15 protein-coding genes, 3 rRNA genes and 1 pseudogene are annotated in these 24,593 nt (G+C 70.7%); 10 read left to right on the top strand and 9 right to left on the bottom strand.

Features of this window, described 5'->3' with window-relative positions; genetic code table 11:
• Positions 1 to 87 precede the first annotated feature (87 nt).
• Together Ae717Ps2_RS18070 and Ae717Ps2_RS18065 are read left to right on the top strand one after the other, a co-directional pair.
• Positions 88 to 732, top strand: coding sequence for a TetR/AcrR family transcriptional regulator (locus Ae717Ps2_RS18070; protein WP_020624045.1), 645 nt, complete (start codon positions 88 to 90; stop codon positions 730 to 732).
• The gene (locus Ae717Ps2_RS18065) at positions 729 to 2,156 is read left to right on the top strand and encodes a DHA2 family efflux MFS transporter permease subunit (protein WP_075333639.1); all 1,428 of its coding nucleotides are present in this window, start codon (positions 729 to 731) and stop codon (positions 2,154 to 2,156) included. The genes Ae717Ps2_RS18070 and Ae717Ps2_RS18065 overlap by 4 nt, the downstream gene beginning before the upstream one ends.
• Here the strand turns inward: Ae717Ps2_RS18065 and Ae717Ps2_RS18060 are convergent.
• The 7 genes and pseudogenes from Ae717Ps2_RS18060 to Ae717Ps2_RS18035 all read right to left on the bottom strand — a co-directional run bounded on the left by Ae717Ps2_RS18060 (position 2,112) and on the right by Ae717Ps2_RS18035 (position 9,233).
• Positions 2,112 to 2,561: an MOSC domain-containing protein gene (locus tag Ae717Ps2_RS18060; RefSeq protein WP_075334312.1), complete on the bottom strand. Its 450-nt coding sequence runs from the start codon at positions 2,559 to 2,561 to the stop codon at positions 2,112 to 2,114. The two genes, Ae717Ps2_RS18065 and Ae717Ps2_RS18060, sit on opposite strands and share 45 nt — an antisense overlap.
• A gap of 41 nt (positions 2,562 to 2,602) precedes the next feature.
• Positions 2,603 to 4,423 carry a glutamine--fructose-6-phosphate transaminase (isomerizing) gene (gene glmS, locus Ae717Ps2_RS18055; RefSeq protein WP_075333638.1) on the bottom strand — a complete coding sequence of 607 codons (1,821 nt, stop codon included), beginning with the start codon at positions 4,421 to 4,423 and terminating at the stop codon, positions 2,603 to 2,605.
• A gap of 33 nt (positions 4,424 to 4,456) precedes the next feature.
• Positions 4,457 to 4,690, bottom strand: a complete 234-nt coding sequence (locus Ae717Ps2_RS18050; protein ID WP_226351697.1) for a hypothetical protein — start codon at positions 4,688 to 4,690, stop codon at positions 4,457 to 4,459.
• Between the two features lie 86 nt (positions 4,691 to 4,776).
• Entirely contained in the window at positions 4,777 to 6,663 is a 1,887-nt protein-coding gene (locus tag Ae717Ps2_RS18045; protein WP_075333637.1) for a maleylacetate reductase and hydroxyquinol 1,2-dioxygenase domain-containing protein, read from the bottom strand.
• Positions 6,660 to 7,130, bottom strand: coding sequence for a hypothetical protein (locus tag Ae717Ps2_RS40440; RefSeq protein WP_349289843.1), 471 nt, complete (start codon positions 7,128 to 7,130; stop codon positions 6,660 to 6,662). The genes Ae717Ps2_RS18045 and Ae717Ps2_RS40440 overlap by 4 nt, the downstream gene beginning before the upstream one ends.
• 248 nt (positions 7,131 to 7,378) lie before the next feature.
• Positions 7,379 to 8,395, bottom strand: a pseudogene (locus tag Ae717Ps2_RS40435) (FAD-dependent oxidoreductase); the annotation flags it as partial.
• A gap of 52 nt (positions 8,396 to 8,447) precedes the next feature.
• Positions 8,448 to 9,233 (bottom strand): MerR family transcriptional regulator, encoded by a 786-nt coding sequence (locus Ae717Ps2_RS18035; protein WP_075333636.1) that lies wholly within the window; start codon positions 9,231 to 9,233, stop codon positions 8,448 to 8,450.
• Between the two features lie 173 nt (positions 9,234 to 9,406).
• Here Ae717Ps2_RS18035 and Ae717Ps2_RS18030 point away from each other — a divergent pair, with 173 nt between their 5' ends.
• The 7 genes from Ae717Ps2_RS18030 (at position 9,407) to Ae717Ps2_RS17995 (ending at position 19,258) form a co-directional block, all read left to right on the top strand.
• A complete protein-coding gene (locus Ae717Ps2_RS18030) occupies positions 9,407 to 10,531 on the top strand; it encodes a ferredoxin reductase (protein WP_075307507.1) in 1,125 nt (374 codons plus the stop codon).
• 65 nt (positions 10,532 to 10,596) lie between these two features.
• Positions 10,597 to 11,742, top strand: coding sequence for an acyl-CoA desaturase (locus Ae717Ps2_RS18025; RefSeq protein WP_075307505.1), 1,146 nt, complete (start codon positions 10,597 to 10,599; stop codon positions 11,740 to 11,742).
• 465 nt (positions 11,743 to 12,207) lie between these two features.
• A 16S ribosomal RNA gene (locus Ae717Ps2_RS18020) occupies positions 12,208 to 13,728 on the top strand.
• Between the two features lie 315 nt (positions 13,729 to 14,043).
• Positions 14,044 to 17,134: ribosomal RNA gene (locus Ae717Ps2_RS18015) — 23S ribosomal RNA — on the top strand.
• Between the two features lie 104 nt (positions 17,135 to 17,238).
• A 5S ribosomal RNA gene (gene rrf, locus Ae717Ps2_RS18010) occupies positions 17,239 to 17,355 on the top strand.
• Together the 16S, 23S and 5S rRNA genes form the textbook arrangement of a ribosomal RNA operon.
• A 781-nt stretch (positions 17,356 to 18,136) precedes the next feature.
• Positions 18,137 to 18,538, top strand: coding sequence for a zf-HC2 domain-containing protein (locus Ae717Ps2_RS37375; protein WP_075307503.1), 402 nt, complete (start codon positions 18,137 to 18,139; stop codon positions 18,536 to 18,538).
• A 204-nt stretch (positions 18,539 to 18,742) separates the two neighbouring features.
• Positions 18,743 to 19,258, top strand: coding sequence for a hypothetical protein (locus Ae717Ps2_RS17995; protein ID WP_075307501.1), 516 nt, complete (start codon positions 18,743 to 18,745; stop codon positions 19,256 to 19,258).
• Positions 19,259 to 19,268: 10 nt separating this feature from the next.
• On the opposite strand, the gene Ae717Ps2_RS17990 is transcribed toward Ae717Ps2_RS17995, so the two are convergent.
• On the bottom strand, positions 19,269 to 20,492 hold the full coding sequence (locus Ae717Ps2_RS17990; protein ID WP_075333634.1) for a glycosyltransferase: 1,224 nt from the start codon (positions 20,490 to 20,492) through the stop codon (positions 19,269 to 19,271).
• Between the two features lie 39 nt (positions 20,493 to 20,531).
• Positions 20,532 to 20,975, bottom strand: coding sequence for an Lrp/AsnC family transcriptional regulator (locus tag Ae717Ps2_RS17985; protein ID WP_020627910.1), 444 nt, complete (start codon positions 20,973 to 20,975; stop codon positions 20,532 to 20,534).
• 153 nt (positions 20,976 to 21,128) lie between these two features.
• Between Ae717Ps2_RS17985 and Ae717Ps2_RS17980 the strand changes: the two genes are divergently transcribed.
• On the top strand, positions 21,129 to 24,587 hold the full coding sequence (locus Ae717Ps2_RS17980; RefSeq protein ID WP_075333633.1) for an indolepyruvate ferredoxin oxidoreductase family protein: 3,459 nt from the start codon (positions 21,129 to 21,131) through the stop codon (positions 24,585 to 24,587).
• Positions 24,588 to 24,593 lie beyond the last annotated feature (6 nt).

Here is a 24,593-nt window from a genome sequence, read left to right as displayed (position 1 = left end):
CAGGGTGGCACGAACTGCCAAAAAGGCACTGTGAGACGAGCGTCTCGTGGTCGGCCCCGACCCGTCTCATTACTGTCGGGCAGTGACATGAAGACACTCGACGACACCCGACGCGGGCGGGCGCCGATGAGCGACCGCCGGCGCGAGCTGCAGCGCCTCGAGATCTCCCGCGCGGCCGTGGCGCTGTTCCGCGAGCACGGCGTGCACGCCACCAGCGGCGAGCGGATCGCCGAGGAGGTCGGACTGTCCGGCCGCACCCTGTGGCGCTGGTTCCGGACCAAGGAGAGCTGCGTCGAGCCCGTCCTCGCCCGCAGCATCGACGCCGTCGTCGCGACGCTGCGACGCTGGCCGGCGGGGGTGAGCCTCGACGAGCACCTGATCGCCGAGTACCGCCCGCCGGAGGACCCGCGCGACGCCGCCGACGCCGACGCCGCGATGGCCGTCATCGCGCTGTCGCGCACCGAGCCCGGTCTGCGGGCGGTGTGGCTGGCGGTGCACGAGCGGGCCGAGCCGGTGCTCGCCGAGGTGATCGCGGCCCGCGCCGGCCGCGAACCCGGAGACCTCGACGTCCGGGTGCACGCCGCCGCCGTCGCCGCCGCCCTGCGGATCAGCAACGAGGACCTCGCCGCCGAGCTCGCCGCGGGCGTGCGGTGCGCCGACCCCGTCGGCCGACTCGGCCGCGCCCTGCGCGCGGCCACCACGACCCTTCCCCAGGCAGGAGACCCCGCGTGACCACCACCCCGTCCCGTACCGAGCAGGTACCGGCGAGCCGGACCGGAGCGCTGATCGCGGTCCTCGTCGGCGCCGCGTTCGTGATGATCCTCAACGAGACCGTGCTGAGCGTCGCACTGCGCGACCTGAGTGTCGACCTCGGCGTCCCCACCACCACCACCACCCAGTGGCTGACCAGCGGATTCCTGCTGACGATGGCCGTGGTCATCCCCACCACCGGCTACCTGCTCGACCGCTTCACCCCGCGGCAGGTCTTCCTCGCCTCGCTCGGGCTGTTCACCGTGGGCACCGCCGTGGCCGGGTTCGCGCCCGGCTTCGCGATGCTGCTCGTCGGCCGCATCGTGCAGGCGGGCGGTACGGCGATGATGCTCCCGTTGCTGATGACCACGATCCTGCGCCTGGTGCCTGCCGAGCGGCGCGGCGCGACGATGGGCACGATCACGATCGTCATCGCCGTCGCGCCCGCGATCGGTCCGACGATCGGCGGCGCGATCCTGTCCGGCCTCGGCTGGCGCTGGATGTTCTGGCTGGTCCTGCCGCTGGCCGTGCTCGCCATGGCGGCCGGCGGCCGTTGGCTGCGCATCGACGGCGGCGGCCGCCCGGTCCCGCTCGACGTGGTCTCGGTGCTGCTGTCCGCCGTCGGGTTCGGCGGGCTGGTCTACGGGCTGTCCTCGCTGGGCGGCCACGGCGGCGGGGGGCTCCCGCCGTGGGTGCCGGTCGTCGTCGGGCTGGTCGCGTTGGCCGTGTTCGTGCTGCGCCAGCTGCGGCTGATGCGCGACGGCCGTGCCCTGCTGGACCTGCGCCCGTTCCGGCGACGCCAGTTCGTCGTGGCGCTGGTGCTCACCGCGCTGGTGCTCCTGTCGCTGATCGGCGTCGCGGCGGTGCTGCTGCCGCTCTACCTGCAGACCGTGCTCGGCACGAGCACGCTGGTCTCCGGGCTCGTGGTGCTGCCCGGCGGGCTGCTGCTCGGGCTGCTCGGCCGTTCGGTCGGCGCGCTGTTCGACCGCGTCGGGGCCCGGCCGTTGGTGATCCCGGGCGCGGTGCTGATGGCGGCCGGCCTGCTGCTGTTCTCCACCCTCGGCCCGGGCACCCCGCTCGGCGTGGTCGTGGCCTTCCACCTGGTCCTGATGGGTGGGCTCGCGCTGATGATGACGCCGCTGATGACCGAGGCGCTGGGCTCGCTGCCCGACGAGCTGTACTCCCACGGCAGCGCGATCCTCTCCACGCTGCAGCAGGTCGCGGGCGCGCTGGGGACGGCGTTGTTCGTCACCGTCGCCGCGCTGGGCTCGGCCGCCGCGGGGGCCTCCCCGGACGCGAGCGGGCTGCACGCCGCGTTCGCCGTCGCCGGTGGGGTCGGGGTGCTGGCCGTCCTGCTGTCGCTACTGGTCCGGCGCCGCGCCGCGGCGGAGACCCCGGTCGGCTGAGGGCGGGGCCGCCACCGCGGCGTCGACCACGGCCGCCGCGTCCCCCACGGCGATCGTGCCGGAGCTCAGCACCCGGCACACCGCGCCGCCGCGGTCGTGCAGGGCGCGGCGCGCCCCCGGTCCGACGGCGGTCTCCATCACCCGGCAGGGCGCGGCCCGGCGCACCACCTCCAGCTCGACCCCGCCGAGCCGCAGCCGGGTCCCGGGCGTGGTGGGGACGGTGCCGTGGTCGAGGGTGACGGTGCGCCGGGTGCGGCCCGAGGGGACCGGCGCACCGAGCTCGGCGGCCGCGGCGTCGAGCTCGTCGCGGCTCTGCACCGACACGTGCCGGTGCCGGGTGCCGAAGTACCGGTCGCCGACGACGCCGCTGCCCGCGAGCACCTCGACCCGCCGGGCGTCGTGCATCGGCCCACCCCGCTCCGCGGCGACGTGCAACCCGAGGACCTTCACTCCACCGTCACCGACTTCGCGAGGTTCCGCGGCCGGTCCACGTCGCGTCCGAGCGCGACGGCGGTGTGCCGGGCCAGCAGCTGCAGCGGGATCCCGAGCAGGATCGGGGCCAGCTCCGGCTCCGTGCGCGGGACCCGCAGCACGGCGTCGGCGAGCCCGGCGGGCAGCTCGGCGTCGGTCACCGCGATCACCGGCCCGCCCCGGGCCCGGATCTGCTCGATCGTGCCGACGTTCTTCGCGAGCAGCTCGTCGTCGGGCACCACGACGACGCTGGGCATGTCCGGGGTGACCAGCGCCAGCGGGCCGTGCTTGAGCTCGGAGGCGGGGTAGGCCTCGGCGTGGCAGTAGGAGATCTCCTTGAGCTTCTGCGCGCCCTCCCGCGCGACCGGGCTGGCCCGGGTGCGTCCGACGAAGAACATCGACGACGCGTGCGCCCACCGCCGTGCGACCGCGGCGACCGTGCCGTGGGCGGCGTCCTCGGCGAGGACGGCCTCGACGTGGCGGGGCAGCGCGGCCAGCCCGTCGAGCAGTCGCCGCCCGTCGGCCACCGACAGGTCCCGCACCCGGCCCAGCAGCACCGCGAGCATCGCGAACGTCACGCTCATGGTCGTGACGGCCTTGGTCGAGGCGACCGACACCTCCGGCCCGGAGTGCAGGAACACCCCGGCCCCGCACTCGCGGGAGATCGCCGAGCCGATCACGTTCACCGCGCCGATCACCCGTCCGCCCTTGCGGCGCAGCTCCTGCACCGCGGCGAGGGTGTCGGCGGTCTCGCCGGACTGGCTGACCGCGACGTAGAGGCAGTCCGGGTCGACGACCGGGTTGCGGTGACGGAACTCGCCGGCCGGTTCGGCCGCCGCCGGGATGCGGGCCAGCTGCTCGACCAGCCCGGCGCCGATCTCCCCGGCGTAGTAGGCCGACCCGCAGCCCAGGAACAGCACCCGCCGCACCCCGCGCAGCTCGCGGGGGTCCATCCCGAGCCCGCCGAGCCGGGCGGTGGCGAACCGGGTGTCGAGCCGCCCGGCCAGCGCCCGGCGGACGGCGTCGGGCTGCTCGGCGATCTCCTTCGCCAGGAAGTCGGGGTGCCCGCCGAGCGCGTAGTCCTCGGACCCGGTGTCGACGGTGGTCGGGCTGATCCGGGTGGAGCCCTCGATGCCGTCGGCGCGCACGGTGACGATCTCGCCGTCGTCGAGGAACACCACCTTCTGGGTGTGCCGCACGACCGCGGCGAGGTCGGACGCGACGACCATCTCCCCGTCGCCGATGCCGAGCACGATCGGGCTGCCGTTGCGCGCCACGACGATCTCGTCGGGGGTGCGGGCGTCGAGCACCGCGAGCCCGTAGGTGCCCTCGACGCCGGCGAGCGCCGTGCGCACCGCGTCGGCGAGGGTGGCGGCACCACCCTGGAGCGCCTCGCCGACCAGGTGGGCGAGCGCCTCGGAGTCGGTGTCGCTGCGCAGTACGACCCCGCGGGCGGTGAGCCCCGCACGCAGCGCGTCGGCGTTCTCGACGATGCCGTTGTGCACGATCGCGACCCGCCCGGACGCGTCGGTGTGCGGGTGCGCGTTGGCCTCGCTCGGCTCGCCGTGGGTCGCCCACCGGGTGTGCGCGACGCCCGACCGGCCCGGGGGAGGGACCTCACCCAGCAGCGTGCGCAGGTCCTCCACCCGTCCCGCTGTGCGCCGCACCGTCACCTTCCGGCGGTGCGCCACCGCCAGGCCCGCCGAGTCGTAGCCCCGGTACTCCAGCCGGGACAACCCGTCGAGCAGCACACCCGCAGCCTCCCGCGGCCCCACGTAACCCACGATCCCGCACATGCACGTCCCTCTGTCGTCGTGTCCGTCGTCGTGTCAGCCGTAGACGATCCGGCGCAGCCGCCGCTGGGAGACGTCCCCGGGGGCGACCACCCGCGCGGCGAGCTCGGCCGCGATCCGCGGCCAGATCTCGTCGTTGCGCCGGTCGCGGGCCTGGAGCTCGCGGTGCCGGCGGCGGACGAACTCCTCGGTGGTCTCGCCGAAGTAGGCGACGACGTCGGCGACCACGCGGGCCGCCACCGGCTCGGTGAGCCCGGTGGTGGCGGCCACGTGTCGCACGAGATCCGGATCCACGCCGTCGATCCTGACCGGGTACGGGACGAAGGGCCAGAACTCTGCCCGGAATCGGGCAGGGATCAGCGATCGCGGGCGATCCGGAAGGTGAACTCCAGCAGTCGCCACTCCCCGTCGGGCTCGACGCCGTCGGGCATCGGGCCGGTGCGTGGGGCGAACTCCACCACCAGGTCGTCCTTCACCCCGAACACGGTGTCCGAGTCGAGGTGCTCCCCACCGGCGACGAACAGCTGCGTGATCAGCCTGCGGTGGCCCGGTGCCTCGATGAGGAAGTGCAGGTGGGGGGCCCGGAAGGGGTGCCGTCCGGTGGCGTCCAGCATCTCCCCGACCGGGCCGTCGGCGGGGATCGGGTAGGCGGCGGGCAGGATCGAGCGGAACCGCAGCCGGCCCGCGTCGTCGGTGCGGAACCGGCCGCGCAGGACGGGGCCCTCGGTCTCGGGCAGCTGCAGGTCGTAGAAGCCGTCCTCGTCGGACTGCCAGATGTCGACGACCGCCCCGGGCACCGGCTCGTCATCGGTGTCGGTGACGACGACGTCCACCCACAGCGGGGTGCCCTTCTTCCCCGCGGAGACGTCGGTTCCCTGGTCGAGCTCGGGCGGTCCGTCGGTGTAGAACGGCCCGAGCACCGCCGAGGACGTCGTGTCCGGGGTGCGGGAGTTGGTCAGCACGTCCACCACGCTGGACAGCCCGAGGGTGTCCGACAGCAGCACGAACTCCTGGCGCCGCTCGTCGGTGACGTGTCCGGTGCGGGTCAGGAAGTCGATCGCGGTCTGCCACTCGTCCTGGGTGAGGTCGTACTCGCGCGCGTAGCCGTGCAGGGTGGCGGCGAGCCCGGCCAGCAGGGTCCGCAGCCGTTCGTCGGGCCCACCGAACGACCCGGTGACCTGCGTGGTCAGCGCGTCAAGGGTGGCGCGCACCGGGTCGCCGGGCCGCTCACCGGCCCAGGCCCGCCCGAGCAGGGCGCGCACGCCGTCACGGGTGACCGGCACCGGGTTCGGGTACGGCCGCGCGACGGCCTGCTCGGCGAGCCGGTCCAGGTCGGCCTCGTCGACACCCAGCGCGGCCAGCGACGTCGGCCCGCCCGCGGCGACGAGCAGGTCGTACACCGCGCCGGCCGGGTCCGGCCCGAGCGCCTCGGCGATCCGCGGAGCGGCGGCCGCGTTGTGGGCGATCACGTGGGGCAGCAGCACCGCGTGGGTCGGCGCGTGCGGCAGGTCCAGCGTGCCGCCGACGGTGTGGGCGAGCTTGTGCTGCAACGCCATCCCGGCCCGGTCCAGGCAGGTCCCGGCCAGCCACGCCCCCCGCAGCAGCGCGTCGGTGTCGCCGCCGCGCAGCCCCGCGGTGAGCAGCCGCACCGACTCCAGCGCGGCGGCGTCGGTCAGCGGGTCGCGGTCGACGCTCCACAGCGCCTCGACGGCGTGCGCGAGCGCGTTCACCGCGCTCGGCACCCCCACCTGCGACGGCAGGTCGGCGACGAGCGTCGGGTCGTAGACGACGGTCTCCGGCCGGATCGCCGGGTCGGTCCGGGTGGTCTTCACCCCCGGCGTGTCCACCCTCAGCTCGCCGAGCACCGCGGTGCACTCCGAACCGGAGTACGTCGTGGGGACGACGACCTGGTCGGCGCCGGTCCGCACGGCGAGCGCCTTCGACAGCCCGATCTGCGAGCCGCCCCCGATCGCGACGACGCAGTCCGCCCCGGCCGAGGTGAACGCCGCCAGCGCCTCGTCGGTCACGGTCACCGGGGTGTGCACGGCGGCCCGGTCGAACCGCCCGGCGAGCAGCGACCCGAGCGCGGCCTGCGCCCGGTCCGCCGCGCCGGCGGGGTGGCGGCCGGCGACGAGGAACACCCGCGACCGTCCGAGCCGCGTCACCTCCGCCGCGAGGTCGTCGAGCGTGCCGGGACCGAACACCACCCGCGCGGGGGAGGGCTCGTGGACGAAGCCGGTCATGTGGTCACCTCCGGGATCCGGTCCAGGATGCGCCCCAGCACCCGGCGCAGCGCGTCGGCCGGGTCGTCGGGGAGCGCCTCGGCGCGCCAGGCGACGTGGGCGTCCGGGCGGACGAGCACACAGCCGTCCTCGCCGACCCCACGCAGCCGGGCCCAGTCGTCGTAGACGTCGGTGACCTCGCGGCCGGGGCCGATCACGTGTGCGGCCAGCTCGATCCCCAGCTCGGCCGCGACGGTCCGCGCGGCCGCGGCCCATGCTCCGCCCGCGATGCCGGTGAGCAGCGCGAACCGGCCCTTGCCTGCGAGGTCGTGGGTGGAGACGCGGTGCCCGTCGCGGCCCAGCCAGCAGTGCGGCAGCCGCGCCCCCGGCCAGGTCGTCGGGTGGTAGTAGAGCTCGGGGTCGCGGTCGTATGCGGGCTCCGGGGTGCCGTCGGGCACCACCGCGCCGGACGCGTAGCGCTGTCCCATCTCGACACCGTGCGCGTTGAACTCGTAGTCCTTGTGCTCCAGCGCCGCCCGCAGCGCCGCGCGGGTCGCGGCCCCGGCGGGGTGTCGTCGGCGCGGGCGGCCATCGAGGCACGCATCGCCGCTGGGTCCGCGCCGGGCTCCAGCCCGAGCGCGGCGAAGATCGGCCCGAACTCCTCCACCGAGCGGTTGGCGCGGCGCACGATCTGCTCGCCGACGGGGGCGCGCTCGGCGTCGTAGGAGTCCAGCAGCCCGGGGCCGGCGGTGCCGCGCAGCACCATCGCGAGCTTCCAGCACAGGTTGTAGGAGTCCTGGATCGAGGTGTTGGAGCCCAGCCCGTTCGACGGCGGGTGGCGGTGCACGGCGTCACCGGCGCAGAACACCCGTCCCGACCGGTAGCGGGTGGCCCACTGTTCGTTGACCGTCCACACCGAGGTCGAGCGGATCGTCACCGGCACGGAGTCGTCACCGATCAGGTCGTGCACGATCGCGGTGGCCGCGGCGTCGTCGAGCTCCGGCGGTGGACCCGCGAGGTCGTAGCCCCAGATCGCCATCCAGCGGGTCCACGGCCGCACCATGCGCAGCACGCCCATCCCGATGCCGCCGACGTCGGCGCCCGGCTGCAGCACCCAGTACAGGACGCTCGGCCGGTGCTCGACCAGCGCGGTGAGGTCGGCGTCGAAGACGATGTTCATGCTGCCGGCGAGCTCGCCGCGGCCGTCGAAGGGCAGGCCCGCGTCCCGGGCGACGGCGCTGCGCCCACCGTCGGCGCCGATCACGTAGCGGGCCCGGATGGTGAGCTCGGCGCCGGTGATGCGGTCCCGCGCGGTGACGGTGACGCCGTCGTCGTCCTGGACGTGGTGGAGGTACTCGGTGTCGAAGCGGATCCGGCTGCCGCGCTCGGCGGCCCGGCCGACCAGGATCGGCTCGAGGATGTTCTGCGGCAGGTCGCAGTGCGATGACGGGCTGGCCAGGGTGTAGTCGGCGCGCCGCGCCGGGTGGGTGCCCCAGGTCCGCACCCGGCCGAGCTCGTCGCCGGCCAGCGCGGTGCAGAACACCGTGTCGCCCATGAGGTGCGAGGGCGTCCCCTCCGCGACGACGTCGGCCTCCACCCCCTGGTCGCGCAGGATCTCCACGGTGCGCTGGTTGGTGATGTGCGCGCGCGGGGTGTCGGCCGTCCACCGGTACTTGGTGATCACGAGGTGGTCCACGCCGAGACCGGCGAGGAACAGGGCCGCCGACGAGCCCGCGGGCCCGCTGCCGATCACGAGGACGTCGGTCGTCACGGTGTCGCTCACGGACCGGATTATGGTTGAGCAGTCAACGATCGTCCAGGTCGGTCGTCCGGATCCCCATGGCGCGCCCGGCGTCGGCGGAGATGTCGTCGGAGATCCGGGTGATGAAGGCGTCCATCGCGTCCTGCATGCGCGAGCGGAACGACGACAGCAGCGCCAGCGTGGCGACCGGCTGCAGCTGTTCGACGGTCTGCTGGATCCGGGGTGCGTCGCCGGCGGGCAGCCCGGCCTCGACGTAGCCGTCCCACACCTGCCGGGCGAACAGCTCGACGAACATCTCGGCGACGGCGCCGGTGTGGTCGTCGAGCCTGCGGCGCAGCCCCACCAGCGCGGCGGGCGGGATGCCCAGCCGCACGGCCTCGGCCGCGGCCCGGGCGAGGTCCGGTCGCAGGATGCGCAGCCGTGCGTCCTCGGTGGTCTCGACGACGCCGGTCGCGCACAGGTGCCGGACCAGCTCGTCGTCGGACACCATGTCCGGTGTGAGTCCGAGATGCCCGGGCAGCTCCGCCCCGTCCACCTCGACGGGTTCCTCGGGCTGCCACGGGGCGAGCATCCCGCGGTAGAGCCGCAGCGCCTCCTCGGCGGTCCGTCCGGGGTCCTGGGTGACGAGCACCTCGATCGCCCCGAGGGAGAAACCACGTCGCCGCAGCCCGTTGACCAGGTCGAGCCGGTCGAGGTGGGCCTCGGTGTAGCGGGCGGCCCGCCCGGCCCGTCCGCTCGGCGGGAGCAGCCCGCGCGTGATGTAGGAGCGCACCGTCCGCACGGTCATCCCCGCCCGGCGGGCCAGCTCCTCGATCGGGAAGTCCGCCACCCCGACGATCCTAGACAGCTGATCTCGACATCGTTGCCGACGAAACCGATGTAACGTTCCCGCAGGTCGGGGGACGACCTCGTCCTCACTGGTGGCGAGGGTGTCGCCATCCCAACTTGCCGTCGCCTTCGAGATCGGGTCCGATGGTCCCGACCGCGACGACGAGGTGGGTCATGACCGACGCCGTACTGCCGAGGGGACTGCGCCGCGCACGGAAGGCGGCCGCCCGTTTCACCACGCCCCTGCTGCCCGACGACTACCTGCTGCTGCTCAACCCGCTGTGGTCGGTGCGGGAGCTGCGCGGGCGGGTGGTGAAGGTCGTACCCGAGACGGCCGACGCCGTCACCCTGGTCATCCGGCCCGGCCTGGGCTGGTCGTTCGACCACCGCGCCGGCCAGTACGTCGGCATCGGCGTCGAGGTCGACGGCCGCTTCCACTGGCGCTCCTACTCGCTGACCTCCGAGCCGCGCCGCGACCGCAGACACATCTCGATCACCGTGAAGGCGATGCCGGAGGGCTTCCTGTCCCGCCACCTCGTCGACGGCGTCGGGCCCGGCACGGTGGTGCGCCTCGCGCTGCCGCAGGGCGAGTTCGTGCTGCCCGACCCGCCACCGGAGCGGCTGCTGTTCCTCACCGCGGGCAGCGGCATCACCCCGATCATGGCGATGCTGCGCACCCTGGACCGTCGCGACACCGTGACCGACGTGGTGCTCGTGCACTCGGCCCCGCGCGACGGCGACGTCATCTTCGCCGCCGAGCTCGATGAGCTGTCCGCGCGACACCCGTCGCTGCGGGTGCAGCTGCACCTCACCGGGGAGCGCGGCAGGCTCACCCCCGCCGGGCTGGCCGAGTACTGCCCGGACTGGCGCGAGCGCAGTACCTGGGCGTGCGGGCCGGAGGCGATGCTCGACGAGGCCGAGGAGCTGTGGGAGTCCGCGGGCCGGGGCGACGCACTGCACGTCGAGCGCTTCTCCGCGTCGTTGCGCGGGGGCGAGGCGGAGGGCGGCACGGTCACCTTCGTCCGCCGCGGCTCCGCTGCCCGCTCCTCCGACGACGGCGACACCACCGTCGAGATCGACGGCGCCACCACGCTGCTCGACGCGGGGGAGCAGGCCGGTCTCGACCTGCCCTACGGCTGCCGGATGGGCATCTGCCACACCTGCACCGTCGGCCTGCGGTCCGGGTCGGTCCGCGACCTGCGCGACGGCACCGAACGCCGCGGCGACCCCGACACCCCCGCCGAGAGGATCCAGACCTGCATCACCGCCGCCGCCGGTGACTGCGTCCTGGAGATCTGACCCGTGATCTGCCCCCGAGATCCGACCCCGAGAGTCCGGCACCGCCCACACCCTGGAGGAACGTCGTGGCCATCGCCGACGTCAAGGAGTTCGCCCACCTCACCGACGCCGACGTGGAGGCGATCGGGCGTGAGCTCGACGCGATCCGCGCCGACGTCGAGGAGCGTCGTGGCCAGTACGACGCCGACTACATCCGCACGACGATCACCTGGCAGCGGCGGCTCAACGTCGCCGCGCGGGTGACGCTGTTCGGCAGCCGGATCCCGCCGCTCTGGCTCGCCGGCACGGCCATGCTCTCGGTCGCGAAGATCCTCGAGAACATGGAGATCGGGCACAACGTCATGCACGGCCAGTGGGACTGGATGAACGACCCGGAGATCCACTCGTCGACGTGGGAGTGGGACAACGTGTGTCCCGCCGAGCAGTGGCGGCACTCGCACAACTACCTGCACCACACGTACACGAACGTGATCGGTAAGGACAAGGACGTCGGCTACGAGATCCTCCGGGTCCGCGCCGACCAGCCCTGGCACCCCGCCTACCTGGGCCAGCCGTTCTGGAACGTGCTGCTCATGCTGCTGTTCGAGCACGGGGTGTCGCTGCACGACCTCGACGTCGAGGGACTGATCAGGTGGCAGATCGAGGACCCCGAGGAGTTCCGGCGCAAGCTGCTCGACGTCGGGCGCAAGCACGCCCGTCAGATGCGCAAGGACTACCTGCTGTTCCCACTGCTCACCGGTCCTGCCGCGGTCTCGACGCTGACCGCGAACGCCACCGCCAACATCGTCCGCAACATCTGGTCCTACGCGATCATCTTCTGCGGGCACTTCCCGGACGGCGCCGAGGTCTTCACCGAGGAGGAGCTGGAGGGGGAGACCCGCGGCGAGTGGTACCTGCGCCAGCTGCTCGGCTCCGCCAACTTCACCGGCAACCGCCTGATGCACGTGATGTCCGGCAGCCTCGGCTACCAGATCGAGCACCACCTGTTTCCGGACCTGCCGTCGAACCGGTACCCGGAGATCGCGGTGAAGGTCCGCGCCCTCTGCGAGAAGTACGACCTGCCGTACACGACGGGCCCCTTCCCTCGGCAGTTCTGGCAGGCGACCCGCTCGATCTGGCGGCTGTCGCTGCCGGCCCGCGGGATCCGGGAGGCCGAGCACCGCCGCGAGCGCCGCGGTCTGCTCCGCCGGCCTGCCGCACAGGCGGCCTGACCCCCGGCGGACGACCGGGAGCACCACCGACGACGGGCACCCGCCGGACCCGACCGCCCGGTCCGCGTCCGGCCCCCGGTCTGAGCGCCCCTGACCTGCGGAGACGTCGAAAACCGACCCCCCTGTGAACGGCGTCCGACGGGGGGTGTAACTTTCTTTCCGTCAGCGAGTGAGCCGGACAGAACGGGCCCTGAGTGGTTCGGTCAACAGGCCCCGCGGACAAGCTGACCCCCTGGTGGTTCGCCGAGTTTCTCGGTGTGGTTGTCTTGGTGGGTCGAGGCGATCCGTCTTCAGGATCCCGCTTCCTTGTGTGGGGGTTGGGTGATTGCGGTGCGGGTGTCTTTTGAGAACTCAACAGTGTGTCGAGCTATATTGAATCGGTTTGGCGTTTTGTGCCAGATTGTTTGTTTGGTTGCAGCATTCGATCCCGTCGGGTGTTGTGGCCAGTGTTTGTTTGTCAGGGTTTTGTTGGAGAGTTTGATCCTGGCTCAGGACGAACGCTGGCGGCGTGCTTAACACATGCAAGTCGAGCGGTAAGGCCCTTTCGGGGGTACACGAGCGGCGAACGGGTGAGTAACACGTGGGTGACCTGCCCTCCACTCTGGGATAAGCCTGGGAAACTGGGTCTAATACCGGATAGGACCACTGGCTGCATGGTTGGTGGTGGAAAGTTTTTTTCGGTGGGGGATGGGCCCGCGGCCTATCAGCTTGTTGGTGGGGTGATGGCCTACCAAGGCGGTGACGGGTAGCCGGCCTGAGAGGGCGACCGGCCACACTGGGACTGAGACACGGCCCAGACTCCTACGGGAGGCAGCAGTGGGGAATATTGCGCAATGGGCGGAAGCCTGACGCAGCGACGCCGCGTGGGGGATGACGGCCTTCGGGTTGTAAACCTCTTTCGCCAGGGACGAAGAGTGATTGACGGTACCTGGAGAAGAAGCACCGGCCAACTACGTGCCAGCAGCCGCGGTAACACGTAGGGTGCGAGCGTTGTCCGGAATTATTGGGCGTAAAGAGCTCGTAGGCGGTGTGTCGCGTCGGCCGTGAAAACTTGGGGCTTAACTCTGAGCGTGCGGTCGATACGGGCATCACTTGAGTTCGGCAGGGGAGACTGGAATTCCTGGTGTAGCGGTGAAATGCGCAGATATCAGGAGGAACACCGGTGGCGAAGGCGGGTCTCTGGGCCGATACTGACGCTGAGGAGCGAAAGCGTGGGGAGCGAACAGGATTAGATACCCTGGTAGTCCACGCCGTAAACGTTGGGCGCTAGGTGTGGGGACCATTCCACGGTTTCTGTGCCGCAGCTAACGCATTAAGCGCCCCGCCTGGGGAGTACGGCCGCAAGGCTAAAACTCAAAGGAATTGACGGGGGCCCGCACAAGCGGCGGAGCATGTGGATTAATTCGATGCAACGCGAAGAACCTTACCTGGGTTTGACATGCACCAGACATCCCTAGAGATAGGGCTTCCCTTGTGGTTGGTGTGCAGGTGGTGCATGGCTGTCGTCAGCTCGTGTCGTGAGATGTTGGGTTAAGTCCCGCAACGAGCGCAACCCTTGTTCCATGTTGCCAGCACGTTATGGTGGGGACTCATGGGAGACTGCCGGGGTCAACTCGGAGGAAGGTGGGGATGACGTCAAGTCATCATGCCCCTTATGTCCAGGGCTTCACACATGCTACAATGGCTCATACAGAGGGCTGCGAGACCGTGAGGTGGAGCGAATCCCTTAAAGTGAGTCTCAGTTCGGATCGGGGTCTGCAACTCGACCCCGTGAAGTTGGAGTCGCTAGTAATCGCAGATCAGCAACGCTGCGGTGAATACGTTCCCGGGCCTTGTACACACCGCCCGTCACGTCACGAAAGTTGGTAACACCCGAAGCTGGCGGCCCAACCCTTGTGGAGGGAGCTGTCGAAGGTGGGACTGGCGATTGGGACGAAGTCGTAACAAGGTAGCCGTACCGGAAGGTGCGGCTGGATCACCTCCTTTCTAAGGAGTCCCATCATGTGATGGGGCATCACATGGCTCTGCAGGGTTTTGCTCTGTGGGTTTCTGTGGTTCCTTCATTGAATCGCATCATCAGCTCCGTCTGTGGGTTGGGTGCGTTGGGTGGAACGCAGTTCGTTGGACCGGTTTGGCTTGGCACACTGTTGGGTCCTGAGGAGACACCTGGTGAACGGGTTGTTTTCTTTGGCCGCTCTGGTCGGGGGCTTCCTAACGCCTGCTTGTGGTGGGTGGTGGTTGTTCTTGGTTGGGTGTGGTTGTGGGTTGAGTGTTGCATAGTGGATGCGAGCATCTTGTTGTGGTCAAGTTGTTAAGAGCACATGGTGGATGCCTGGGCATCAGGAGCCGATGAAGGACGTGGGAGGCCGCGATAGGCCTCGGGGAGCTGTCAACCGAGCTGTGATCCGAGGGTGTCCGAATGGGGAAACCCAGCGCCCGTCATGGGGCGTTACCCGTACCTGAATTCATAGGGTGCGTGGAGGGAACGTGGGGAAGTGAAACATCTCAGTACCCACAGGAAGAGAAAACAATAGTGATTCCGTGAGTAGTGGCGAGCGAAAGCGGATGAGGCTAAACCGTGTCCGTGTCAAGCCGGCAGGCGTTGCGGGTGCGGGGTTGTGAGGCGTGTCGTTCATCTTCTGCCGAGGGTGGGACAGCATGAACCGGTGTTAGCGGAACGATTCTGGGATGGTCGGCCGTAGTGGGTGATAGCCCCGTACGCGAAAATGTTTGGTTCTGTTGTGGGCATTGTTCTCGAGTAGCAGCGAGCCCGTGAAATTCGCTGTGAATCTGGCGGGACCACCCGTCAAGCCTAAATACTACCTGGTGACCGATAGCGGACAAGTACCGTGAGGGAAAGGTGAAAAGTACCCCGGGAGGGGAGTGAAATAGTACCTGAAACCGTGTGCTTACAAGCCGTCAGAGCCTTGCGGGGTGATGGCGTGCCTTTTGAAGAATGAGCCTGCGAGTTATGCTTCGTGGCGAGGTTAACCTGTGTGGGGTAGCCGTAGCGAAAGCGAGTCCGAATAGGGCGGTTGAGTCGCGGGGTGTAGACCCGAAGCGGAGTGATCTACCCATGGCCAGGGTGAAGCGTCGGTAAGACGTCGTGGAGGCCCGAACCCACCAGGGTTGAAAACCTGGGGGATGAGCTGTGGGTAGGGGTGAAAGGCCAATCAAACTTCGTGATAGCTGGTTCTCCCCGAAATGCATTTAGGTGCAGCGTCGTGTGTTTCTCGCCGGAGGTAGAGCACTGGATGGCCTAGGGGGCCGACAAGCTTACCGAAGTCAGCCAAACTCCGAATGCCGGTGAGTGAGAGCGCGGCAGTGAGACTGCGGGGGATAAGCTTCGTGGTCGAGAGGGAAACAGCCCAGATCACCGGCTAAGGCCCCTAAGCGTGCGCTAAGTGGGAAAGGATGTGGGATCGCCCGGACAACCAGGAGGTTGGCTTAGAAGCAGCCACCCTTGAAAGAGTGCGTAATAGCTCACTGGTCAAGTGGTCCTGCGCCGACAATGTAGCGGGGCTCAAGCGCACCGCCGAAGCCGTGGCAATGACATCTTTGTGGTGTTGTTGGGTAGGGGAGCGTCCTGCGTCTGGTGAAGCCCGGGAGTGATTTACGGGTGGAGGGTGTGGGAGTGAGAATGCAGGCATGAGTAGCGAATGCAGAGTGAGAATCTCTGCCGCCGGATGACCAAGGGTTCCTGGGCCAGGTTGTTCCGCCCAGGGTGAGCCGGGACCTAAGGCGAGGCCGTCAGGCGTAGTCGATGGACAACGGGTTGATATTCCCGTGCTCGTGATAGTGCGTCCATGCCGAGGCTGGTGATGCTAACCATCCGAACCCACCTTCGCTCCTTCGGGAGTGTTGTTTGTGGGGGAGCGTGGGATCCGATCTGGTAGTAGGCAAGTGATGGGGTGACGCAGGAGGGTAGCTCCGCCACGCGGTGGTTGTCGTGGTGTAAGCCTGTAGCCTGATCTCCTAGGTAAATCCGGGGGGTCGTGAAGGGTGAGAGGTGATGCGTAGCCGATTGAGGCGAAGAGGGTGATCCCATGCTGTCGAGAAAAGCCTCTAGCGAGTGCTGTTGCGGCCCGTACCCCAAACCGACACAGGTGGTCAGGTAGAGAATACCGAGGCGATCGAGCGAACTGTGGTTAAGGAATTCGGCAAAATACCTCCGTAACTTCGGGAGAAGGAGGGCCGGTTGTCTTGATGCCCCGTGCGGGCTAGGGATGGCCGGTCGCAGAGACCAGGCCCAAGCGACTGTTTACTAAAAACACAGGTCCGTGCGAAGTCGCAAGACGATGTATACGGACTGACGCCTGCCCGGTGCTGGAACGTTAAGAGGACCTGTTAGTCCCCTTGTGGGGCGAAGCGGAGAATTTAAGCGCCAGTAAACGGCGGTGGTAACTATAACCATCCTAAGGTAGCGAAATTCCTTGTCGGGTAAGTTCCGACCTGCACGAATGGCGTAACGACTTGGGCGCTGTCTCGACCACAGACTCGGCGAAATTGCACTACGAGTAAAGATGCTCGTTACGCGCGGCAGGACGGAAAGACCCCGGGACCTTTACTATAGCTTGGTATTGGTGCTCGGTTCGGCTTGTGTAGGATAGGTGGGAGACTGTGAAGCTATCACGCCAGTGGTGGTGGAGTCGTTGTTGAAATACCACTCTGGTCGAATTGGGTGTCTTAACCTCGGGCCATGATCTGGTTCAGGGACAGTGCCTGGTGGGTAGTTTAACTGGGGCGGTTGCCTCCCAAAGAGTAACGGAGGCGCCCAAAGGTTCCCTCAGCCTGGTTGGCAATCAGGTGTTGAGTGTAAGTGCACAAGGGAGCTTGACTGTGAGACTGACGGGTCGAGCAGGGACGAAAGTCGGGACTAGTGATCCGGCACCACCTTGTGGAAGGGGTGTCGCTCAACGGATAAAAGGTACCCCGGGGATAACAGGCTGATCTTGCCCAAGAGTCCATATCGACGGCATGGTTTGGCACCTCGATGTCGGCTCGTCGCATCCTGGGGCTGGAGTAGGTCCCAAGGGTTGGGCTGTTCGCCCATTAAAGCGGTACGCGAGCTGGGTTTAGAACGTCGTGAGACAGTTCGGTCCCTATCCGCCGCGCGCGTTGGAGACTTGAGGAAGGCTGTCCCTAGTACGAGAGGACCGGGACGGACGAACCTCTGGTGTGCCAGTTGTCCCGCCAGGGGCACGGCTGGTTGGCTATGTTCGGGAGGGATAACCGCTGAAGGCATCTAAGCGGGAAGCCTGTTCCAAGATGAGGTCTCCCACCACCTTTGAGTGGGTAAGGCTCCCAGGAGATGACTGGGTTGATAGGCCGGAGATGGAAGCCCTGTGAGGGGTGGAGTTGACCGGTACTAATAGGCCGAGGGCTTGCCACAACGAGTTGTTCGCATCCACTGTGTGACCCTGAGCCCACAACCCTGTGCGGGTTGTGTGTTCGTAGGTCCCCCCATGTTTGTGTGGGGGTTTGTTGAATAGTGTTGTCGGTGGTCATTGCGGTAGGGGAACGCCCGGTCCCATTCCGAACCCGGTAGCTAAGCCTTCCAGCGCCGATGGTACTGCACTCGCCAGGGTGTGGGAGAGTAGGTCGCCGCCGACATTCAACATGATCAGGAAACGCCCCGGACTTCATTGTCCGGGGCGTTTCCTGTTTTCTGGGTTCTGTTCCGGTCGGCTCTCCGTAGGCTGCCAGGGCACGACAGCGCTGCCCACAGTGCGCCCGGCGGGGTGCGGGGCGTTGTGTGCCTGTGCTCTGGGCCCGCTTTCGGTTGTGGAGTCGGTCCCGTCCCGTCCCGTCCCGTCCCGTCCCGTCCCGTCCCGTCCCGTCCCGTCCCGTCCCGTCCCGTCCCGTCCCGTCCCGTCCCGTCCCGTTCTGTCCCGTTCTGTCCCGTTCTGTTCTGCGCCGGCTGTGAGCCGGGCGGGGCACGGGGCACAGGTTTCTGTGACCTCGCATCTGCTGCAGGGTCTGCGAGGTCGTAGGACGGTGTGCGAGGTCGAACGCACCCGCGGCGATGGATGAGGCGCGGTAAGGCAGGGCGATGCGGGGTGAGAGTGGGCGGGGACTCGGCCCGGGGCCGGGGCCACGGCGACCCCCGGTTCACCGAGGATGCTGGCTCCACCGCCGACACTGCCTGATCGACGATGCTGCTCCACCAGACGACGCTGCTGTACCGGTGCGAGCGGCGGGAGCGGGGCGACGCACGCCGGTGGCGTCGTTCTGCTGCGCGTGGGAAGCGCAAGGGACGGGGTTCCCCGAGGGCCCGCGGAGCTGTCGGCACGAGGTCAGGTGCCGCGGTCACCGAGGAACGCGCCGTACGGACCGCGGAACACGGACGGGGGTCGGGTGGAACCGGACGGGCCTCGTGTACGACAGTGATGGTATGGACTGTCAGGGCTACCGCGAGGTGCTGTCCGCCCGGCTCGACGGCGAGGCGGCCGACGACGAGCGCGCGATGGCCGAGGACCACCTCGCCGGCTGCGCGTCCTGCCGTGCCTTCACCGACGGTGCCGACCGGCTCGGCCGGCTCGCCCGCGTCGGTCCGGCGGAACCGGTCCCCGATCTCACCGACCGGGTCCTCGCCGCGCTCGGCGTCGCCGTTCCGGCTCCGGCACCACCGCCCGCGGCCGTCCCCCGGCTGAGCTGCCTCGACGGCGGCTGCTGCGGCGGCTCGGCGGCACCGGCCCCGGTGGGCGCGGCGACCTCGGCGTGCGGATGCGCGAGTACCTGTGGCTGCGGCTGCCAGCAGGGCGCGCCCTGCCGCTGCGCCGTCCGCGCCGCCTAGGCGAGCGGTGCCGACCGCGGCGGCCGTTCCGGAACCGCCGCGACCGCCGAGCGGTGCGCACGGCGGGCTCGCCGACCGGCCCCCGGAGCCACCCCGTCGGCGGCGTCGCGACCGGTACCGGCGTGGTGCAATAGCCTTCCCGACATCCCGCTACCGCAGCGACTACATGCAGCGACGACACCGCAGTGACGACGAGGGAGCCGCATGAGTGCACCGCGCACGCCCGGCCCGGGCGCGCTGTCCCCGCAGGCGACACCCGAGCTCGCCGACGAGCTCACCCGCATCGCGTGGCGGGTCGACCGCTGGATCGACCCCGGTCCGGCGTCGGTCGTCGCGGGGGCGGGGGTCGCCGCCGTCGTCGCCGCCCTGCTCATGCCCTGGTCGACCCACGGCGCCGGGTGGGAGGTCCTCACCGGCCGGGCCGCCATGGGGCCGCTGCCGTGGCTGTTCACCGTGGTCGCCGTCGTCGCGGTGGGGGTGTCGGTGCTCGCCCTGCTGACCCGCTTCTGGCCGCTGGCCTGGACCGCGGCCACCGTCACCGGCGTCGGCGCGGTCACCGGGCTCTGGGCGGTGTGGTCGCGCCAGACCGCCGTCGCCGGCACCGACGACATCGGACCGGGGCTGGTCGTCACCGTGCTCGGGGTGCTCGTGCTGTTCGGCACCTGGGCACGCACCGTCGTCGCCTGCGGGCCCCGCGCCCCGCACGGCCCGCCCGCCTGACCCCTGCGGCTCAGGCCGCCAGCACGGCTACCCGGCGCGCGGCCAGGTCCTCCAGGACACCGACCGCGTCCTCCACCGGCGGCAGCGCCAGCATCGCGCGTTGGGCCGAGCGGATCCGCGCGCGGACGTCGTCGTCGGACAGGAGACGCGTGCAGGTCGCCGCGATCTCGGCGGCGTCGGGAGCGCAGTGCGAGCCCAGCCCGAGTTCGGCGACCCGCCCGGCGTTGTGCTCCTGGTCCCCGAACTGCGGCAGCACCGCCAGCGGGACGCCGTGCCGCACGGCCTCGCGGATGCCGTTGTAGCCGCCGTGGGTGAGGAACAGGTCCGCGACCTGGAGCAGCAGCGGCTGCGGCACCCACGAAGCAGGATGCACGTGCGGAGGCAGGTCCAGGTCGTCGACCGGCAGGCCGCCGGTGGACAGCACCACCTCGGCGTCGAGCCGGGACGCCGCCTCCGCCACGGTGCGCAGCGCCGCGTGCGGGTCGACGGGGGCGCGGCGCTGGGCACGTCCGGCCATCGCCGGCATCGCCGTCCCCAGTCCCGCGAGGATGAGCGGCCGGTTCCCGGGCAGCGCGGCGACCCAGCCGGGCACCGTCTCGCCGCGGGTGACCTGGTCGTCCTGGCGGAACGCCCGCGCCGGCGCCACCTGCGGCTCGGCCAGCGAGAACTGCTGCGGCATGCAGTCCAGCCGCCCCCACCGGTGCAGCGCAGCCGGGTCGTCCGGGACGGCGAAGCCGAGCTCCTCGCGACGCTCGGTCAGCGCGTCGGCGACGACGTGCGGGGCGAGGACGTTGCCCGCGCCCGACGGTGCCGCCACGCACGGCACCCCCAGGTGCTCGGCCACCAGGAACCCCGCGGTCTCGCCGCCGTCGCGCAGCACCAGGTCCGGGACCCCGTGGGCCCGCACGAGTGCGAGCAGCGCCCGCGCCGAGCCCGTCACCTGCGGACCCGCGAACAGGGTCGGCAGCAGCGCCGTCGTCGCCTCGGCCGGGGTCAGCGTCGCCAGCGCGGCGGGCCCGCCGAGCCGGGCGAGAACCGGGCCGAGGTGTCCGGCGGCGTCGGCCATCGTCGGGAGCACCGGCTCGACGACGACGGGCGCACCGTCGAACACCCCCGCGACGTCGGGCGGGCACGCCACCACGACCCGGTGGCCGGCATCGCCCAGCGCCCGGGCGAAGGGGAGCACGGCCCGGCCGTGCGAGGGCGAACCGGTGACACTGCAGAGAACGAGCACCCGGTCATGATCGGTCGGATCGTTGCGATAGGCAACTGATCACGTGCGGGTCCAGCGCCCCAGCACCATCAGCGTCCGGGTCCCGGTGACGGTGCCGTTGCGCCGCAGCCGGTCGATGACCTCCTGCAGGTGCGCGAGATCGCGCACCCGGACCTGGACCAGGGCGTCGAGGTCACCGGCGAGGGTGTAGACCGCCTGCACCTCCGGCTGGCGCGACGCCGTGTCGACGATCTCCGAGACGCTGGCGGTGCCGGCGTAGCGGATCTCACTGAACGCCTCGACCGGCCAGCCCAGCTTGGCGTGGTCGACCTGCACGGTGAAGCCGGTGATCACCCCGGACTCACGCAGCCGGTCGACCCGGCGCTTGGTCGCGGCGGTGGACAGCCCGACCCGTGCGGCCATGTCGGCGTAGGTGCGGCGCGCGTCCTCGTGCAGCAACCGCAGGATCGCGTGGTCCAGCTCGTCGACCTCGGTCTCGGGCACAGCACCTCCGGCGCAACGGATTCACTCCTGTGTGGCCGCCACACGGTATCCGTTGCGTTCTCTCGGTCAGAGTCCCCTCGGCTGTTGCGTCGTGGCGCTCGTCACGCTGTCCTGAGCGGGCCGCGCCGCCCACCCGACGAGGAGCTGTCACCGATGACCGTGCTGGACGACAAGTACCTCGCCACCCACGGGCGGGCTCCGATGACCGGGATCCAGGCGCTGGTGCGGCTCGTGCTCGAACAGGCCCGCCTCGACACCGCGCGCGGCTTCGACACGGCCTCGTTCGTCTCGGGCTACCAGGGCTCCCCGCTCGGCACCTTCGACGCCGAGCTCGGCCGCGCCCGGACCCACCTCGACGCCGAGCGCGTGGTCTTCCGGCCCGGGCTCAACGAGGAGCTCGCCGCCACCGCCGTCGCCGGCACCCAGCTGCTCGACGCCGTCCCCGGTCGCCGCCACGACGGCGTCGTCGGCTGGTGGTACGGCAAGAACCCCGGCCTCGACCGGGCCGCCGACGCCATCCGGCACGGCAGCCTGGCCGGCACCGCCCGGCTCGGCGGCGCCGTCGCGATCATCGGCGACGACCCGTCCTGCAAGTCCTCCACCGTGCCCAGCTCCTGCGAGCCGATGGCGCAGTCCCTGACGATGCCGCTGCTCGCGCCCGGCTCGGTGGCCGAGGTGATCGAGCTGGGCCTGCACGCGGTCGCGCTGTCCCGGGCCACCGGGCTCTGGACCGGCCTGAAGATCATCGCCGACGTCGCCGACGCCTCCTGCACCGTCGACCTCGGCGCGCTGCGCCCGGAGCTGGTCGGCGTCCCGGCCCCGCCCGCCACCGACCGCGCGCAGGCCGGCCCGCTCGTCGGGCCCGCCGCCGTCGAGGCCGAGCACGACCAGCTCACCCGCAGGCTCGACCTGGCCCGCCAGTACGCCCGCGAGACCGGGCTCAACCGCGTCACCTTCACCTCCCGCGACCCGCACCTCGCCGTGCTCGCCTCCGGTACCGGGTACGCCACCGTGCTGCGGGCGTGCGAGGACCTGGGCCTGGGCGAGGCCGAGCTCGACGCACTCGGCGTGCGTCTGATCCGCCTCGCCATGCCGTTCCCGGTCGACGCCGACGCGCTCGCCGGACTCGTCGAGGGCTGCGCCGAGGTGCTCGTGGTCGAGGACAAGGTGCCGTTCCTGGAGGGCCACCTGCGCGACGCTCTCTACGGGCGCGACCACCGGCCGACGGTCACCGGCCGCCGCGACGACCGCGGCCGCCCGCTGCTGTCCGCCCGCGGCCAGCTCGGCGCCGAGGACGTGGCCCGCGCCCTGGCCGCCCGGCTCACCGCCGCCGGACGGACGCTGCCCGCCGCGGCGAGCGTGCACCTGGAGCGCCTCGCCCCGCCGAAGCCGTCGCGGATCGGTCTGGACCTGCTCGGGAACCGGACGCCGTACTTCTGCTCCGGCTGCCCGCACAACACCTCCACCCGCACCGGCGACGACACGCTCGTCGGCGTCGGGATCGGCTGCCACGCGATGATCGCCCTCGACGGTGAGCACCGCGGCCGGCAGATCGGGCTGACCCAGATGGGCGGCGAGGGCGCCCAGTGGATCGGCCTGGCCCCGTTCACCGACGACCGCACCCTCGTGCAGAACCTCGGCGACGGCACCTTCCACCACTCCGGCTCGCTCGCGATCCGCGCCGCCGTCGCCGCCGGGGTCACCATGACCTACAAGCTGCTCTACAACGACGCCGTCGCCATGACCGGAGGGCAGCGCGCCGAGGGACGGATGAACGTCCCCGACATCACCCGCTCGCTCGCCCTGGAGGGCGTGCGCCGCATCGTCGTCACCACCGACGACCCGCGCGACTACCGCGGCATCGCCCTCGACCCGATCGCGAGCGTCCGCCACCGCGACGAGCTGGCCGCGGTCGAGCAGGAGCTCGCGGCCCTCGACGGCGTCACCGTCCTGATCCACGACGACCGCTGCGCCGCCGAGGAGCGCCGGCTGCGCAAGCGCGGGAAGCTGCCCGCCCCGGCGGAGAAGGTGCTGATCAACGAGCGGGTCTGCGAGGGTTGCGGCGACTGCGGTGACCAGTCGACCTGCCTGTCGGTGCTGCCGGTGGAGACCGAGTTCGGCCGCAAGACCACCATCCACCAGTCGTCCTGCAACACCGACTACTCCTGCCTCAAGGGCGACTGCCCGTCGTTCCTGACGGTGGTGCCCGGCACCCGGGCGCGCCGGGAGATCCCGCCGCTGCCGGTCACGCTCGTCGCCCCCGAGCCGCGGGTCGACCAGGACGCGACCCTGATCCGGATGCCCGGCATCGGCGGCACCGGCGTCGTCACCGCCTCGGCGATCCTGCAGATGGCCGCCCACCTCGACGGGCTGTTCGCCGCCGGGCTGGAGCAGGTCGGGCTCGCGCAGAAGGGCGGCCCGGTCGTCTCCGACGTCCGGATCGCCAAGCAGCCCCACCACGGGATCCTGCGCGCCTCCCGCGGCACCGCGGACGTGCTGATCGGGATGGACCTGGTCGGCACCGCCTCCGACGCGACGCTCGCGGTCGCCCGGCCCGGGCACACCGTCGCCGTCGTCAACACCTCGCTCGTGCCGACCGCGGCCATGGTCACCGGACGCGTCGTGCTGCCCGGCTCCACCGACGACGCAGTCGAGCGGATCGGCGCGGTCGCCCGCGACCTGCTCGCCGTCGACGCCCAGACGCTGTCCGAGGCGCTGTTCGACGACCACCTGCCCACCAACATGCTGCTGCTCGGTGCCGCCTACCAGCACGGGGTGCTCCCGGTGTCGGTCGAGGCGCTGGAGGAGGCGATCCGGGTCAACGGCGCGGCCGTGGAGACCACGCTGACCGCGTTCCGCTGGGGCCGGGCCGCCGCGATCGACGCCGCCGCCGTGCGCCGGGCGCTCCTCGCGCCGCAGCCGGCCCCGGTCGCCGTCGACGAGGTGTCCGCGGCGCTGGCCCGCTCGGTCGCCACGGGCTCCGAGCTCGCCGAGGCGCTGGCCACCCGCATCGCCGACCTCACCGGCTACCAGGACGCCGCCTACGCGCACCGCTATGCCGAGGAGGTCCGCCGGGTGGCGGCCATCGCCGCCGCCCGGGCCGGGGACGCGGCCGGCGAGCGCGTCGGCGCCGCCTACGCCCGCGGCCTGCACCGGCTCATGGCCTACAAGGACGAGTACGAGGTCGCCCGCCTGCACCTGGACCCGGTCGAGACCGCCCGCCGCGACGCCGCGTTCGGTCCCGACGCCCGGGTCTCGGTGATGCTGCACCCGCCGGTGCTGCGCGCGCTGGGGATGAACCGCAAGATCGCCCTCGACGGCCGGCTGGCCGGCCCCGCGTTCCGCGCGCTGCGCGCGGCCCGGCGGCTGCGCGGCACCCCGCTGGACGTGTTCGGCCGCGCCGGGGTCCGCCGGGTGGAGCGCGAGCTGGTGGGGGAGTACCAGACGCTGGTCCGCGCCGCGCTGGACCGGCTCACGCACGACACCGTCGACGGTGTGGTCGCCGTCGCCGAGACCGTGGACCTGGTGCGCGGCTACGAGGACGTCAAGCTCGGCAACGTCGAGCGGTTCCGGGAGCAGGCCCGGACCGCGCTCGCCGCCCTGACCGGCTGACTCTCA

Origin of the sequence: Pseudonocardia sp. Ae717_Ps2, from assembly GCF_001932475.1 — a bacterium.
Taxonomy (GTDB): Bacteria; Actinomycetota; Actinomycetes; order Mycobacteriales; family Pseudonocardiaceae; genus Pseudonocardia.
This window is presented reverse-complemented; position numbering and strand designations above follow the sequence as displayed.

Coding starts and splice junctions, on each gene's coding strand:
- Ae717Ps2_RS17980 (WP_075333633.1), top strand. CDS start 21,129: ATGACCGTGCTGGACGACAAGTACCTCGCCACCCACGGGCGGGCTCCG.
- Ae717Ps2_RS40440 (WP_349289843.1), bottom strand. CDS start 7,130: ATGGGACAGCGCTACGCGTCCGGCGCGGTGGTGCCCGACGGCACCCCG.
- Ae717Ps2_RS18030 (WP_075307507.1), top strand. CDS start 9,407: ATGACCGACGCCGTACTGCCGAGGGGACTGCGCCGCGCACGGAAGGCG.
- Ae717Ps2_RS18070 (WP_020624045.1), top strand. CDS start 88: ATGAAGACACTCGACGACACCCGACGCGGGCGGGCGCCGATGAGCGAC.
- Ae717Ps2_RS18045 (WP_075333637.1), bottom strand. CDS start 6,663: ATGACCGGCTTCGTCCACGAGCCCTCCCCCGCGCGGGTGGTGTTCGGT.
- Ae717Ps2_RS17995 (WP_075307501.1), top strand. CDS start 18,743: ATGAGTGCACCGCGCACGCCCGGCCCGGGCGCGCTGTCCCCGCAGGCG.
- glmS (WP_075333638.1), bottom strand. CDS start 4,423: ATGTGCGGGATCGTGGGTTACGTGGGGCCGCGGGAGGCTGCGGGTGTG.
- Ae717Ps2_RS37375 (WP_075307503.1), top strand. CDS start 18,137: ATGGACTGTCAGGGCTACCGCGAGGTGCTGTCCGCCCGGCTCGACGGC.
- Ae717Ps2_RS18060 (WP_075334312.1), bottom strand. CDS start 2,561: ATGCACGACGCCCGGCGGGTCGAGGTGCTCGCGGGCAGCGGCGTCGTC.